This is a genomic window from Sorangium sp. So ce1504 (assembly GCF_051521635.1).
Classification (GTDB): Bacteria; Myxococcota_A; Polyangia; order Polyangiales; family Polyangiaceae; genus Sorangium; species Sorangium cellulosum_B.
The window spans coordinates 12,989,537-13,003,395 of the sequence record NZ_CP150365.1 but is presented as its reverse complement, the minus strand read 5'-3'; the positions used below and the strand labels follow the sequence as shown (position 1 = coordinate 13,003,395).

The window sequence follows — 13,859 nt, the reverse complement described above, 5'->3', positions numbered from 1 at the left end:
CAGACCCTTCGCCGGCGAGCGCCGCGCCGCGGGCCCGCTGGACAGGAGCGTACCCCCGGTCGGCGGCCGCGCGCCCCTCAAAAAGGACGCGCCACCGCGCGCTCACCGCGCCGCAGCATCCTTGCAGCAACGAAAGCCCTGCTCGTAGCCGTAGTCCTCTTCCTTGTGGAACCCCACCGTGGGGCGGCAGCGGCCGCGCATGGGGCCCCACCAGCCGCCCTTCAGCCCGCTCCGCTCCGGCGACTTGCGGCCCGGCCGGACGACCCACTCGTTGATGTTGCCGTTGAGATCGTAGGCGCCGAACGGCGACACACACGCCGGCATCGAGCCCGCAGGCACGCGCTGATCGAGCCGCTCGAGCTCCGCCTTGCACCTGGGGTGCCGCATGCACCGCTCGTAGTGGTAGAGCGTCACCTCGCGCTGGCGAAAGGGCCGGTCGATGTTGCACCTGGTCGCGTCGCGGGCGAAGCCGTACGTGTACGGGAGCATCTCCTCGCCCTCGCAGGCGAAGTTGAACTCGTCCTCCGTGCAGAGGCGCTTGCCGACGCCCTCGCACGCCTTGACGGCCTGGCGCCACGAGACGAGCAGCGCCGGGAGCTCGCCCTTCCTGTTGGGCCACTCGTACCGGTCGACGCAGAACCGCATCGGCGCGCGCTTCTTCGAGAGGCACTCGGTCGGCCGCCTGTACTCGAGGCACCGCTCGCTGACGCTGGTCGGGCCCTCGGCCTCTTTGTAGGGCGTCGCCCGTCGCTCCTGGTCCTTCTCGTACTCCTTGTGGTGCTTCAGGCAGATCTGGTCGACCACGGGGCAGTAGTCGCCCTCGACGAGGACCATGTCGTCCGGGCACCCCTCGGAGCTGCCGGGCAGCCCCGCGTCCGGAGCGCCGCCGTCGAGGGCTGCCGCCGCGGCGTCCGGCGCGCCGCCGTCGAGGGCTGCCGCCGCGGCGTCGAGCGCGCCGCCGTCGAGGGCTGCCGCCGCGGCGTACGACATCGCTGCCCCGGCGTACGGCGGCTCCACCGGGGTGTACGACAGCTCCGCCGCGGCGTACGGCGGCTCCGCCGGGGTGTACGACAGCTCCGCCGCGGCGTCCGACGGCTTTGCCGCAGCGGCGTCGGGCGGCGCCGGCTCGGCATCCGCAGCTGCGCCGGCGCGCTCGGGCCCTCCGGAGGCCACGGCGCCGGTCCCCGCGGGCGGCGGGCTGTCGCAGGCGAGGATCGCGGCCGTGAGGCCGCAGAGGAAGGCGAGGCTGACCGCGCAGGGCCCGCGTGGAGCCCTGCGCCGTCGAGGTGGCGCGGCCGGCGGCGCGGCGCGGCGAGAGCGCCGGCTCATCGGCCGGGGGCGGGGATGACCTTGAGCGGCACCCGGGTCCCGCCGCGATCCACCTCGATCTCGACCTCGCGGCCCGGCTCGAGATCGCCGAGCGCGAACATGAAGTCGTGGATGTTGGTGACGGCGTGGGCGCCGATGCGCACGATCACGTCCCCCGCCTGCATGCCGGCGCGCGAGGCCGGCGCGTCGGGTCGCACGCCCGTGAGCTTCACGCCGGGCCCCTGGTACGCGTAGTCCGGCATCGTGCCGAGCGACGCGCGGAAGCCGCCGCGCATGCTGCGGTGCGGGTCGGCGGGCGCGTCGGTGAAGGCGAGGCGCGCGTCGCGCCGCGACAGGGCGAGCGCCATCCGCGTCGCGAGCACCGAGCACCGCGAGACGCCCGCGGCGTTGATCTTGTCCGCCGTGTCGCTCGGCCGGTGGTAGTCCTCGTGGACGCCCGTGAACAGGAAGGCGATCGGGACGCGCGACGCCGTGAACGACGCGTGATCGCTCGCGCCGAAGCCCTCGACGCCGAACTGGAGCGTGAGGCCGAGCCCGCGGGCGGCGTCGTCCACGATCGGCTTCCAGTCGGGCGAGGTCCCCAGGCCGTCGACGAGGAGCTTGTCGTCCCGCATCCGGCCGACCATGTCGGCGTTGATCATGGCCACGATCGGCTTCATGCCCGCGAGCGGCGCCGGCGGGTGATCGACGAAGTGGCGCGAGCCGATGGTGCCGAGCTCCTCGGCGCCGAACGCGATGAACAGGAGGTTCCGAGCCGGCCGCTCGGGCAGCGAGGCGAACCGCCGCGCCACCTCCAGGAGCATCGCGGTCCCGGAGGCGTTGTCGTCGGCGCCCGGGTGGACCGCATGCACGCCGGGCGCGCGCGAGAACGACGTGCCCCCGTAGCCGAGGTGATCGTAGTGCGCGCCGACGACGACGTACTCACCGGCGTGCGGCGAGCCGTCCCGCGCCGGGAGCAGGCCGATCACGTTCGACGCCGGCGCCATCCGCGCGGTGACCTTGGTCGTGATCTCGACGGTGGTGCCGCCGAGCGGCTTCGGCGCGGCGGCCTTGGTCGCGGCCGGCTTCACGGCCGCAGGCTTCGCCACGGCCGGCTTCGCGTCGGCCGGCTTCGCGGGCGGCGCGAGCCCGGCCGTGGGGAAGAGCGCGCGGGCCGCGGAGCGCGTGATCACCACGGCCGGGATGCCCATGCTCGCCGCGTCGTCCGACACCCGCGGGAGCTCGTCGCCCGCCGCGACCAGGATCACCCCGGCGGCCTTGTGCTCGCGGGCGGTTCGGAGCTTGTAGCGGACGCTGCCGAAATCGCGGAGCGCGTCCGCCGGCCGCGCAGACGGCGCATGATGATGGGGATCGGCGGTCGCAGCGCCGCCGTGCGCGCCGGCGGGAGCTGCACCGGCATGCGCAGCGCCGCCGTGCGGATGGGCGGGCGCAGCGCCGCCGTGCGGGCCCCCGGGCGCAGCGCCGCCGTGCGCGCCGGCCTGCGCCGCTCCACCCGGGCCGCCGTCCAGCGTGGGCACGCCGTCGAGCACGATCGCGATCTTCCCCTCGATATCCCGGCCGGCGTAGTCGTCCCAGGAGAGCGCCGACGCGGTCACTCCATGGCCGACGAGCACCGCGGCCCCCGACACCGTGCCGCTCGCGCTCCCGTCGGCCGTGACCAGCTTGCCGGCCTCGACGCTCTGCTTCCGGCCCGCGCGCTGCACCGCGAGCGCCGCAGGCGCCACGTCGGCGCCGACCCGCGCGTCGAACACCTGCCTGTACGCCTTCGCGTCGCTCCCCGGCCCGCCCAGCGGCGAGAGCTTGAGCTCTGCGAACCGGCGCGCGATGAACTCGGCCGCGAGATCGGCGCCGGGCTCGCCGGTCCCGCGCCCCGCGAGCTCGGGCGACGCGAGGTACGCGACGTCCGCCGCGATCCGCGCCTCCGCGGCAGGATCGACCTCCATCGAGGCCGGCGCGGCGGGCGCCGGCGCGGCAGGCTTCGAGGCCGGCGGCGCGTCAGGCTGGCGGGGCGGCGCGGCCGGCGGAGCGCACGCCGCGACCGCGGCGAGCAGGCCGGCGGCGAGGCCGCGGCGAAGACCCCATGCGCGGGGCGACAGCGGGGCCGCGGCGCGCCCGGCGCTCACCACGGCGACGCCTTCTGCGCCGCGCGGACCAGCTCGAGCGCGCGACGGCCGATGTACTCCTCCACGTCGGCGGGCGCGATGTGGCGGTCCTTCGCGAAGTCGAACTCGCGCGGCTTGCCGTCGCCGAACGTCACCCGGACGATCGCGGACTCCCGCAGGAGCTCCAGGGAGAGGCTGAAATCGCCGAGCGCGAGCCGGTGCTTGTCCTGCTCCTGGGCGAACGCGATGGGCTGCCCCTTCTCCTGCAGCCTCTCGTGCGCGAACTTCAGCGACTCGGCCCCCAGCGACACGGCCGACTCCGCAGCCGCGAGCGCCTCGGCGACCCGCTTCTTGTGCCGCGCGAGCTCTTCAGCCTCGCGCTCCGCCTTCGATTTCACGGCTTCGATGAGCTCATCACGCCAGGTAGGCACAGTGCACCTCGGCGCGAACACTCTTCCGAAACGGGCGTTTTGTCCAGCCCGACACGCGCCGGTCACCCGACCACCCCGGCCAGCCCGACGCGCGCCGGAGACGGAAACGGCCGCGCTGCCAGCACAAAAACAGGAAGCCCGGAAGCTCCGGAGAGGATGACCTCCTCCTCGAGCGCTCCCGGGCTCCCTGCCCCTGGATCCTGCGCCGTGGCTTCGTGCGCGCGCCGGCCGCGCCGGACCGCGCGCCGCTACGGCGTGTCGGCGCCCCCGGCCTTCGGCGGGGCGAACTTGCTCAGGTCCTCGGCCACGGTGGCCTTCGGGTTCATGAGCTCGTGGAACGCGCGCTTCGCGAGCGCGCCCGTCTCACCCTGCTCGTGCCGCAGGGCCATGAGCACGCCCTTCTCCTTCATGAACTTGAGCGTCTCGATCGCGCCCTTCTTCTTCGCGCCGTCGCCGCTCTTGGCCTCCTGGAAGAGCCGGTAGCGCAGCACGACGCGGGTCTCCGAGTGCGGGCCGTTGTCGTACTTCAGGTTGTCGAACTGGGCCTGGAGCCGCTGCCGCGCCCACTCCTGCGGCGCGTCGGCGACCTTCACCCGCGTGATCGCCTCGGCGTTCGCGACGTACCGGTAGAGGTTGCCGCGCTTGAAGTCCTCGTCCGACCAGTAGCCGAACGCGCGGTAGTAGTGGTCCTTCAGGTCGTCGAGCGCCGACTTGTCGAAGTCGGCGTACATCGCGACCGTCCGCGCCGCGGTGTCGCTCGTGCCGCCGAGGATGAGCGCGAGCGCCGCCGCGTTCCGGACCTCGACGTCCTTGAGCTTCTCGAACAGCTGCCCCTGCACCGCCTCGTCGAAGCCGCCGATGCCGATGGCGCGCGCGATGGCCATGCGCACCCCGGGGTCGACGTCGGCCGTGAGGAGCGTGACGAGCTCGGCGGCCGCGCCGGGCACCGGCCGGAGCGCGAGCGACGACGCGTAACAGGCGCCGATGAGCTGCTTGCGCGGCTCCTTCTTGCTCGCGAACTCCTTCGCCTTCTTCGCCACCTCGATCATCGCCTTGTCGTCGGCGCACCAGGCGATCGACTCGCAGGCGGCCTGGCGGGCCTCCTCGTGCCACAGCTCGTCCTCGATGAGCTTCGTCAGCTTCTCCACCGCGCGCGGATCACCCCACTCGGCGAGCCCCTGCGACGCGCCGTAGGCGACCGCGCGGAGCGCCATCCCCAGCATCGAGAGTCCCGCGCCCTGGAGCCCGTCCTGGGTGATGTCCATCTTCGGGTCCTTCTTCCGGCCGAGCTGCTCGAGGAGCCGCGGGTAGGAGGGCTCGTCCTTCATGCGCCCGATGTACCGGAGCGCGCTCTGCGCGGTCTCGAAGGCCGTGGGGAACGGCGGCAGCTGCCCCTCCTTGGGGAGCGGATCCGTCGGGAAGGCCCAGTCGCGCATGTCCTTCAGGATCTTCTCGGAGCGGACCGTGGCGAGGAAGCGCAGGCCGTTCGCGTGCGGCTGCGGGCGATCCTTGAGCCACAGGATGACCGGGGCCTCGGCCGCGGCCTTGAGCTCGGCGGCCTTGTCCGCGTGGATCGTGGCGAGATCGGCGAGCATGCGGGCGCCGACGACGCGCGGCAGGTCGGTGCGCGACAGGTGCCCGCCCTCGTCCGCCTCCCAGAACTTCTCGAGCTTGTAGAGCTTGAGCGGGTCGGCCAGCAGCCGCTCGCCGAGGAACTTGGCGGCGCGGATGTCGCCGACCTCGGCGAGCCGCGTCCCCGCCTCCCCCTGCCAGTGCAGCGGCGGCTTCCTGGCCTCGATCCACTTCACGAGCGGGTCGGCCGACCGCGGGTCGGCGAGCTCGCGCAGCATCTCCATGATCTGCTTCGTCTGGAACCAGGTCGTCTCCTCGGGGTCCTGCTTCACGCTGTCGAGGGCGAGGACGAGCCCCTCGCCGCCGATGCCGTCGCGCAGCGCCTCGAGGAAGCGCTGGCGGCTGGCCTTGTCTGCGTTCGCGAGGGCCTCGAGGAGCGGGGCGCGCGCCGTCTCGTCGCCGATCCTCCCGAGGCCGTTCGCGGCCTCGCGCGCGACCTCGACGTCCTTGTCCTTCACGAGCGTGATGAGCGCGCTCGTCCATTTGGGCTCGGCGTTGCGCGACAGGACCGTCGCGACCAGCTGCCGCACCGACGAGCTCTCGTCGGTCGCGAGCTTCGAGAGCTCCTCGAGCGACACGAGGCCGGCGAGCTTCTCGGGGTCGAAGGCGATGCCGCCGCCGAGCCGCTCGACCTTCGAGAGGAACCCCTTCCTGTACTGGTCCATCGCGTCCTTGAACGCGGCCGGCTCCTTGAGCTCGACGAGGGCCCAGACGAGCTGGGGCCTGTCGCTCTCGTCCGCGACCTTGAGCGCCTCGAGCAGCGCGTGCTTGGCGCCGTCGGCCTTGGGCGAGCCGTAGTACGCGAGCACCTGCGCGGCGACGCCCTTCACGCGGTGGTCCGGGAGCGCGAGCGCGTTCTGCGCGTGCGTGACGCCCTCTGGGTCGTCGGCCCACGCGAGCTGCATGAGGGCCTCCTGCTGGAGCGACAGCTCGGCGCTCGCGGCGGCCCACTTGCGCCACAGGGGCAGCTGGTCCTTCTTGGGCAGGACGAAGATGTTTTTCTTCTCCTTGGAGACGGCGTCGACCGTCATCTTCTGGCTGTCCTGCTTGACGCCGAACCAGATGGCGCCCGCCGCGCCGAGCACGACGAGGAGGCCGACCACGATCGACACGGGGCTGAACCGCCCGCGCTTGAAGTTGCCGTCGTCCGCGAAGCCGCCGCCCGCGGGCGCCGGCGGGGCGCCGGGCAGATCGTTGTCATCGGGGGGCCACTTGGCCGCCCGCTTGGCCGGAAGGGGCCCCGGCGGCGGGCGCCGTCCGCGCGGCCCCGCGGGATTCTCTCGTGAAAGATTCGGACGATCGAGCATGGTTCCTCCAGCGCGCGGGCGACGACGTGACCCGAACGGCGGTGGCATCGCGCGGCGAGCCGCGCTGCGCCCCCGACCCCTCCCGGCGGCGGCGGCGTCGCGCGGCGAGCCGCGCTGCGCCCCCGCCCCCGGGCCAGGCGGCGAAGCGCCCGGCCGGTCGAGGCGCCGGACCGTACCAGAGCCGCTCGGACGTAGGCCCAAAGATTTGCTATGAAGCCCAGGGCCCGTATGGCCGAACCCCAGCCCGATTCCGGCAAGATTCTCTATCCTGCAGTCGCGTTGCTCATCGCCCTGAGCGCGCTGTTTGGTCTTGTGATCCTGCCGCGCCTTGCGCCGGGGGCCTCGGGCATGGTCGGCGCAGAGGCCCCCGACGTGACGCTGCCGGTCGCGGCCAACGGCGATCCCGGCGCGCGCATGCAGATCGCCGAGCTGAAGGGCCAGGCGGTGATCCTGGACTTCTGGGCGACGTGGTGCGGGCCCTGCGCGGTCCAGGCGCCGATCCTCGACCGGATCGCGCGCCGCTACGAGAAGAAGGGGCTCGTGGTGCTCGGCGTCAACGTGGACGACCCGCCCCAGGTGGCCAGCCAGTACGCGCTCAAGAAGGGCCTCTCGTATCCCATCCTGATCGACGACGCGAAGGAGGCCTCGGCCCACTACGGGGTGGACAAGCTGCCGAGCCTCGTGGTGATCGACCGGCAGGGGAAGGTCGCGGCCTACCTGACGGGCGTCGTCGACGAGGCGAGCCTCTCCGAGATCATCGAGGCGGCCCTCTGATCTCGCTCGACGTGCCCCGCTCGCTCCACGTGCCTCTCTGGCTCGACGTGCCCCGCTCGCTCCACGTGCCTCTCTAGCTCGACGTGCCCCGCTCGCTCCACGTGCCTCTCTAGCTCGACGTGCCCCGCTCGCTCCACGTGCCTCTTCCCTCCCGTCCCTTGCACCTCGTGCTGGCGGCGCTCGCCGCCGGCGCGCCCGCCTGCTCCCGCGGCGACGCCGATCGCGGCCGCGACGCCGGCGCGCCGCCTCCGGCCAGCGCCTCCGCGCAACCTTCAGGCCCGGCGGCCTCCGCCCCGGAGGCGCCGGCCCCTCGGGCCTCTGGCGAGCCCGGCGCGCCCGACGCGGCCGGCGACGACGCCGGCGCGCCCGGGGCGGTCGGGGATCCGATGGCGACCCACTACGAGGCGCGCGAGGATCTGGTGCGGCTCTTCTCGCTGAAGGAGTTCTCGGAGCGAGAGCGGAAGTTCAAGAACCCCGAGCTCTTCCTGGAGAAGAACTTCGGCGGCGGCTCGCCTGCCCGGCTCAACCAGGGCAACAAGGAGCTCGCGCGGCACACGCGCTCGAAGGAGCAGTGCCTGGAGGGCCTCCGGGGCGTCGTCCTCCAGACGGAGGAGCAGCGCGCCCGCTGCGGCGGCCACGAGAACATGGTGCCCGTGTACAGGCGCGGGAAGCCGGCGTCGGCCGAGTTCTGCATCGACCTCTTCGAGTTCCCCAACAAGCCGTGCGAGCTGCCGATGGTCTGGGCGAGCCCGACGCAGGCGGCGACCGTGTGCAGCCTGCAGGGCAAGCGCCTCTGCACCGAGGACGAGTGGAGCCTCGCGTGCCGCGGCGATCCAGAGGGCGGCAAGCCGAGGACGTACGCCTACGGCGACGAGCTCGATCTCGCCGCCTGCCACACACAGACGCCGCACCGCGACATCGACGGCAGGCCGTGCGACGGCGACACCGCGCGCTCTGCCTACCAGACCTGCGCGACCGACACCGAGCCTGCGGGGTCCTTCCCCGCGTGCCGCTCGCGGTTCGGGGTGTTCGATCAGCACGGCAACGTGGCCGAGATCATGACCCGCCGCGACCGCGACGACGGCAAGCTGTACAGCCAGCTCAAGGGGAGCGCCTGGTTCTACGTCGAGGTCGCCCGCGAGCACGACGCCCCGAGGCCGAAGGGCCGCGAGACCTACCCCGATCACTGCGCCTACAGCCCGCGCTGGCACGTCGAGCCTATGGAGGACGCGTGGCACGCGAACTACCACCTCGGGCTGAGGTGCTGTAAGACGATCCGCTGACGCGCCCCGCCCGGCGCGCGCGGCTGGCTCGCGCCCGCATCGGCGAGTACCCTTCCCCCGCGATGCAAGCGCTGGCGCCTCGCGCGCGGATCTCCCGCGGCAACTCCGGTGAGGGTCGCTGGGAGATCGCGACGCGGCCCCCGGCGCCGCGCCTCCGCCCCTACATCCGCGACTACAGCGGCTACACCGAGGAGACGCCCGGGCCGCTGCGGCGGCGCGAGCTGCCGGCGCCGCAGGTCGTCGTGATCATCGAGTTCGGACCGCCGCTGCGCGTGTTCGACGCGGGGAGCGATCGCCGTCACTCCTCGCACCCCGGCGGCTTCGTCGCGGGCCTCGACGCCACCTTCACGATCACCGAACACGACGGGTTCCAGCGCGGGCTCCAGGTGAACCTCACCCCCATCGGGGCGCGGCTCTTCTTCGGCGTGCCCATGGACGAGCTGACCGGGCGCGTGATCTCGGCGCGCGATCTGCTGCCCAGGAAGCACGCCCGGCTGGCGGAGCGCCTCGAGGAACTCCCGACCTGGGACGCGCGCTTCGACCTGATCGAGCGGGCGCTCGGCGAGCGCGTGGACGAGGCGCGGCTCGAGGTCGGCGTGGTCTCGTGGGCGTTCCGCCGGATCGAGGAGCGCGGGGGCGCTGTCGACATGCGCGCCCTCGCGCGCGAGCTCGGCTACAGCCAGAAGCACGTGATCAGCCTGTTCCGCGAGCACGTCGGCGTCCCGCCCAAGCTCCTCGCGCGGCTCGTGCGCTTCGACCGGCTGGTGCGGCACCTCAAGACGGGCGCCACGGGGACCTGGGCGGAGCTCGCCCAGCGGTTCGGCTACTACGACCAGGCGCACCTCGCGCGGGACGTGAAGCAGTTCAGCGGGACGACCCCGACCCGGACGCGCGCGGCGCTGATCGACGTCGCCGGCATGAGCCCGTAGCGGGCGAGCGCTCTTCGGGGCTTCGGCGTCGCGCGCGCCGGGGTGGGACGTGGGACCCGTGCGACCCCCGATTCGCGGCGCGGGCGGCGCTCGCGTGGAAAAGCTGCGCGCGCCGTTCGCGGAGGAAAGGAATCTTCTCATCGAACGTAGACCGGTCTGAGCAGCGCAGTCGCCCGGAAGGCGCCCGCGCCCAGCGCTTCCAGGCGCTGTGGCGTCGCCCGGAGGGCCGCGCGGGCGTGCTCAAGGTGAACGTTCTGGTTCGTTCAAGGAGATCTCGACATGACACGGATGAAGCTTCTCGGGTTTCTGATGGCTGGTCTCGCGCTCGTGGCTTGCGGCGATGATGAGGGTGATGGTGATGGCGGTAGCGGGAGCGACATCGAAGGCAAACAGCTCGACGCGCTGACGGCCGAGGAGGCCGACGGCCTGTGCGACGACCTCCGCGGGCAGGCCGAGACGGTCTCGAAGGAGGACGCGTGCGAGGCCGAGGGGGTGCTCGCCTCGTTGTTCGGAATGGACTGCGAGACCACCAAGCAGGAATGCATCAGCGCTCCGGAGGAGCCCGAGGAGACGGGCGAGATCGACTCGTGCGGAGCGTCCGAGTTCACCGGCTGCACCGCCACGGTCGCTGAGGTCAGGGCCTGCTTGGACGCCATGGTAGGCACCATCAAGGCGCTGACGTGCGAATCGACGCTCACTGACCTCGCGCAGAAGCCCGCTGCGTGCGCCGCGATCGAAGAGAAGTGCCCGGCGTTCTTCGAGTCAGAGGACGAGGAAGACGAGAGCGAGGGCGAACACTCCTGAGCGCGGCGCCCGCCCCGCCGCGCGGCTCGGTCTCGCTGGCAGGAGCCCGCGGCGGGGTAAAATCTTCACAAGACCGCCGGCGTCGCCTTCTCCAGGATAGGCTTCGAAGGAGAGCGAACACCATGTCGAGCCGGTCTCCCACGCCTTCCACGCATGTTCCTCCTGGTTTCCGTTCCGAAGAGTTCCAGAGGCTCGCGCTGTCGCTTCCCGAGGCCGAGGAGCAGGACCACTTCGGCAAACCATCGTTCCGCGTGCGAGGGAAGATCTTCGCGACCCACTGGGTAGCGGAGGAGCGCGCGGTCCTGAAGCTGTCCCTCGAGGAGCAGGACAGCCTGGTGCAGGCGCAGCCCGACGTCTTCTCCGTGACGCCGTGGGGACACCAGGGCTGGACCCGGGTGGAGCTCCGCCGCGTCGATCGGACGCTCCTGGAAGAGCTGCTCGTGGGCGCCTGGCGTCGCGTGGCGCCGAAGCGCGTGGTCGCGCAGTGGGACGCCGGCCGCAGCGGGAAGCCGGCGGCGCCCCCGGGCGCACCCTCACGCACGCGGGGACGTCGGCGCGCACCCTGACGTGCGCCGAGACACCCGGCCGGAGAGCGCCTCGACAGCGCGCGGCAAGTCTCGCGTCGAGGCCGCTTTCTATTTTCTCCCCAGCAGGAAGAAAGATTGAATCGTGGTCGTAGTAGGCTCGGCCCGCGCGCCTGCCCGGTCGACGATGCAGCCCGCTCGCTTCCTTCGGCGGAGCCGTCCTCGAGCGCCGCGCGGACACTCAGGTGAACATTCTCGATGAGGGAGCGCTCGATGACACGGATGAAGCTTCTTGGATTGGTGATGGCTGGCCTCGCGCTCGCGGCTTGCGGCGGCGACGACGACGGGGGCAACGGGGACACCGGGGGCCAGAGCGGAGGTGACCTCGACGGCAAGCAGCTCGGCCAGCTGACGGCCGCGGACTCCCAGGCGCTGTGCCAGGATCTCGCCGCGTCGGTCACCGTCACGAAGGAAGACCTGTGCGAGGTCGCCGGCGCATTCGCCGGCGCGTTCGGTGGTGACTGCGAGGCCACCAAGGCCGAGTGCATGAGCGCCCCGGAGCAGCCCTCGCAGGGCGGCGGCGAGTGCTCCACCGAGGGCTTCGCGGGCTGTACCGCGACGGTGGCGGAGTACAAGGCCTGCGTGAAGGCTCAAGCCGACGCCGTCAAGGCGATCACGTGTGCAACGCCGCCCGACACCTCCGGAGAGCCCCCGGCAGGTTGCGCCGCCCTCAGCGAGAAGTGCCCGGAGGTCCTCAGCACCGGGGAGACCGACGGCGCGGGCTCCTGAGGTCGCCCAGCGCCCCGCTTCCCGATCGTCCCCGGGCGTCACGACCTCGAAGCGCGCGATGAGCGCCACGAGGTCGGCCAGGAACCGCCCGGGGCTCATGGCCTCATCGTCCTAGCTAGCGGCGAAGCTCCCTGTCCGGAGCCGCGCCCATTACGCCCCCTCCGCGCCCAGGCCATGACGTAAGGCGCTCTCGTGCGGGTCCGACCTCGACCTCTTGCAGTCTCCTGATGAGTGCGCGGCCGTCAGCGAGACGTGCCCGTGGCTCCTCCAGGATGCCGTGGGCTTCTGAGGTCGCCGCTCGCCACGCTCACCGGTCGATCTCGGGCGCCACGACGTCGAAGCTCGCGCTCGGCGCGACAAGGTCGGCCGGGGACAGCCCCGCGCCGCCGATGAAGCCATTGCGTGCCCGCGTGTCCCGGTCAATGCAGGCTCCTATCCGAATGCTTGACAAGCATGAATAAAGGGCTATCTCACAAAGCTCAGACACAAGGGGGGGTATCATGGAAATCAAAAGCGGGGCGGCGCCGAGAGACACGGCGTCTCCAACATATTTCATTGTCACCTGTCTGGCTGGCGTCTCAGCGAAGCGGCGCCGGAGCCGACGCGCAGGAAGCGGGGCATGCGCGGCTGGCCGGCCCTGGCTCGGCGTCGTGTATGCGGCGCTGGCGTTCGCGACACTCCTGCTCTTTCCGACCCGAGCAGCCCACGCGCAGCCCGCGAACGATGACATCACATCTGCCACCGTGGTTCCACAGCTCCCTTTCACCGACAACATCAACACGGCCGATGCGACCACGGCGCTTGGCGACCCCGATTGCGCCGGAAACGGGCCGACGGTATGGTACTCCTTCACGCCGAGCTCGGACGTCGATGTTTTCGTAGAAGCCAATACGTTCGGGAGCGAATACGACACGACTGTCTCGGTGTACACCGGAAGCCCGGGGAATCTGGCCCAGCTCGTGTGCAATGACGATGCGGGCAGCCTGCAGTCACGCGTGGTCTTCAACGCCATTGCCGGCACCACCTATTACGTCATGGTGGGGGCGTATGCGAGCGGTCCGGGCGGCAATCTCGTCTTCACGATGGACTTCGCCCCACCTCCGCTCGACATCTCGGTCACGATCGATCCGAAGGCCAGCTTCGATCCGGCGACGGGGGTGGCGGTCGTGTCGGGGACGGTGACGTGCTCGCGCCCCGTCTTCGTGAGCTACTACGCGGAGCTCCGGCAGCGTGTGGGTGGGCACAGCGAGATACTGGGCTCCTTCGGGACAGGTGTCCCCTGCGATGGCGAGACCCCGTGGAGCGCCACCGTCGACCCCTTCCTCGGGTTCTTCAAAGGAGGTCAGGCCGACGTCACTGTCTATGCGTCCGCCTTCGATTTAGGTGAATACGACGAAGACATGCAGCAAAGGAACGTCATTCTGACAGGCAAGTAATCACAGCGCCGCGTTGCTCGCCGCGGGGGAACATCCTCGGAGCGCGCGGCTGCACCCCGCGACCGACAGCCGCGTTCGGTCCTCATCGCCAGGCGGCGCCTCCTGGAGCCCGGACGGATCCACGTGGCCGAGCGAGTCGCTCAGCAACTGGCCACACGCGTCTCAGCTCTGGCCGAAAGCGGCTTCGAGGCGAGCGGCTCCGCGTCGCGGAGCGTCCAATCTCCGGTTCAACCATCCGCTGCTGCATGCGGACGAGCGCGCTCCGAGTATCCTATGCGCCAGCGCGCGGTCCGCGCGGTTCGGCAACGCGCCGCGGGAGGCGCCGTGCCTGAGCCACGAAGCGACCCGGGAACCCCGGCCCGTTCACGTCGCGGCGGACATCGAGGCCGGCGCGCTCGTTCCGCTGCTCGAGCGATACGACCCCGGGGACCTGGAGCTGGTCCACGCCGGCGACGTCGTCGGCAGGCAGATCCCCCGCCGCGTGCGCGCGTTCGTCGATCCTCCGATGGACGGCCTCGC

The 13,859-nt window shown here is 71.8% G+C and carries 11 protein-coding genes; 7 read left to right on the top strand and 4 right to left on the bottom strand.

Features of this window, described 5'->3' with window-relative positions; translation table 11 throughout:
* Window positions 1-102: 102 nt before the first annotated feature.
* The 4 genes from WMF39_RS49135 to WMF39_RS49120 all read right to left on the bottom strand — a co-directional run bounded on the left by WMF39_RS49135 (window position 103) and on the right by WMF39_RS49120 (window position 6,801).
* Window positions 103-1,329 carry a formylglycine-generating enzyme family protein gene (locus WMF39_RS49135; protein ID WP_437743333.1) on the bottom strand — a complete coding sequence of 409 codons (1,227 nt, stop codon included), beginning with the start codon at window positions 1,327-1,329 and terminating at the stop codon, window positions 103-105.
* A complete protein-coding gene (locus WMF39_RS49130) occupies window positions 1,326-3,452 on the bottom strand; it encodes a M20/M25/M40 family metallo-hydrolase (protein WP_437743332.1) in 2,127 nt (708 codons plus the stop codon). The genes WMF39_RS49135 and WMF39_RS49130 overlap by 4 nt, the downstream gene beginning before the upstream one ends.
* Window positions 3,449-3,829 (bottom strand): hypothetical protein, encoded by a 381-nt coding sequence (locus WMF39_RS49125; RefSeq protein ID WP_437548004.1) that lies wholly within the window; start codon window positions 3,827-3,829, stop codon window positions 3,449-3,451. Before WMF39_RS49125 ends, WMF39_RS49130 begins: the two co-directional genes overlap by 4 nt.
* Before the next feature lie 281 nt (window positions 3,830-4,110).
* Window positions 4,111-6,801 (bottom strand): HEAT repeat domain-containing protein, encoded by a 2,691-nt coding sequence (locus WMF39_RS49120; RefSeq protein WP_437743331.1) that lies wholly within the window; start codon window positions 6,799-6,801, stop codon window positions 4,111-4,113.
* 228 nt (window positions 6,802-7,029) lie between these two features.
* On the opposite strand from WMF39_RS49120, the gene WMF39_RS49115 reads away from it, so the two are divergent.
* The 7 genes from WMF39_RS49115 to WMF39_RS49085 all read left to right on the top strand — a co-directional run bounded on the left by WMF39_RS49115 (window position 7,030) and on the right by WMF39_RS49085 (window position 13,340).
* Window positions 7,030-7,575, top strand: a complete 546-nt coding sequence (locus WMF39_RS49115) for a TlpA family protein disulfide reductase (protein WP_437743330.1) — start codon at window positions 7,030-7,032, stop codon at window positions 7,573-7,575.
* A 167-nt stretch (window positions 7,576-7,742) separates the two neighbouring features.
* Entirely contained in the window at window positions 7,743-8,858 is a 1,116-nt protein-coding gene (locus WMF39_RS49110) for an SUMF1/EgtB/PvdO family nonheme iron enzyme (protein ID WP_437748133.1), read from the top strand.
* Window positions 8,859-8,920: 62 nt separating this feature from the next.
* A complete protein-coding gene (locus WMF39_RS49105; RefSeq protein WP_437743329.1) occupies window positions 8,921-9,787 on the top strand; it encodes a helix-turn-helix domain-containing protein in 867 nt (288 codons plus the stop codon).
* Between the two features lie 279 nt (window positions 9,788-10,066).
* On the top strand, window positions 10,067-10,591 hold the full coding sequence (locus WMF39_RS49100; RefSeq protein WP_437743328.1) for a hypothetical protein: 525 nt from the start codon (window positions 10,067-10,069) through the stop codon (window positions 10,589-10,591).
* Between the two features lie 122 nt (window positions 10,592-10,713).
* Window positions 10,714-11,157, top strand: coding sequence for an MmcQ/YjbR family DNA-binding protein (locus WMF39_RS49095; RefSeq protein WP_437743327.1), 444 nt, complete (start codon window positions 10,714-10,716; stop codon window positions 11,155-11,157).
* A 231-nt stretch (window positions 11,158-11,388) separates the two neighbouring features.
* Window positions 11,389-11,904 carry a hypothetical protein gene (locus WMF39_RS49090; protein WP_437743326.1) on the top strand — a complete coding sequence of 172 codons (516 nt, stop codon included), beginning with the start codon at window positions 11,389-11,391 and terminating at the stop codon, window positions 11,902-11,904.
* Window positions 11,905-12,404: 500 nt separating this feature from the next.
* Window positions 12,405-13,340, top strand: a complete 936-nt coding sequence (locus WMF39_RS49085; RefSeq protein WP_437743325.1) for a hypothetical protein — start codon at window positions 12,405-12,407, stop codon at window positions 13,338-13,340.
* The last annotated feature ends 519 nt before the right edge of the window (window positions 13,341-13,859 follow it).

Excerpts from the sequence above, each read along its gene's own strand:
- WMF39_RS49135 (WP_437743333.1), bottom strand. The coding sequence starts at position 1,329 with ATGAGCCGGCGCTCTCGCCGCGCCGCGCCGCCGGCCGCGCCACCTCGA.
- WMF39_RS49120 (WP_437743331.1), bottom strand. The coding sequence starts at position 6,801 with ATGCTCGATCGTCCGAATCTTTCACGAGAGAATCCCGCGGGGCCGCGC.
- WMF39_RS49115 (WP_437743330.1), top strand. The coding sequence starts at position 7,030 with ATGGCCGAACCCCAGCCCGATTCCGGCAAGATTCTCTATCCTGCAGTC.
- WMF39_RS49105 (WP_437743329.1), top strand. The coding sequence starts at position 8,921 with ATGCAAGCGCTGGCGCCTCGCGCGCGGATCTCCCGCGGCAACTCCGGT.
- WMF39_RS49100 (WP_437743328.1), top strand. The coding sequence starts at position 10,067 with ATGACACGGATGAAGCTTCTCGGGTTTCTGATGGCTGGTCTCGCGCTC.
- WMF39_RS49095 (WP_437743327.1), top strand. The coding sequence starts at position 10,714 with ATGTCGAGCCGGTCTCCCACGCCTTCCACGCATGTTCCTCCTGGTTTC.
- WMF39_RS49090 (WP_437743326.1), top strand. The coding sequence starts at position 11,389 with ATGACACGGATGAAGCTTCTTGGATTGGTGATGGCTGGCCTCGCGCTC.
- WMF39_RS49085 (WP_437743325.1), top strand. The coding sequence starts at position 12,405 with ATGGAAATCAAAAGCGGGGCGGCGCCGAGAGACACGGCGTCTCCAACA.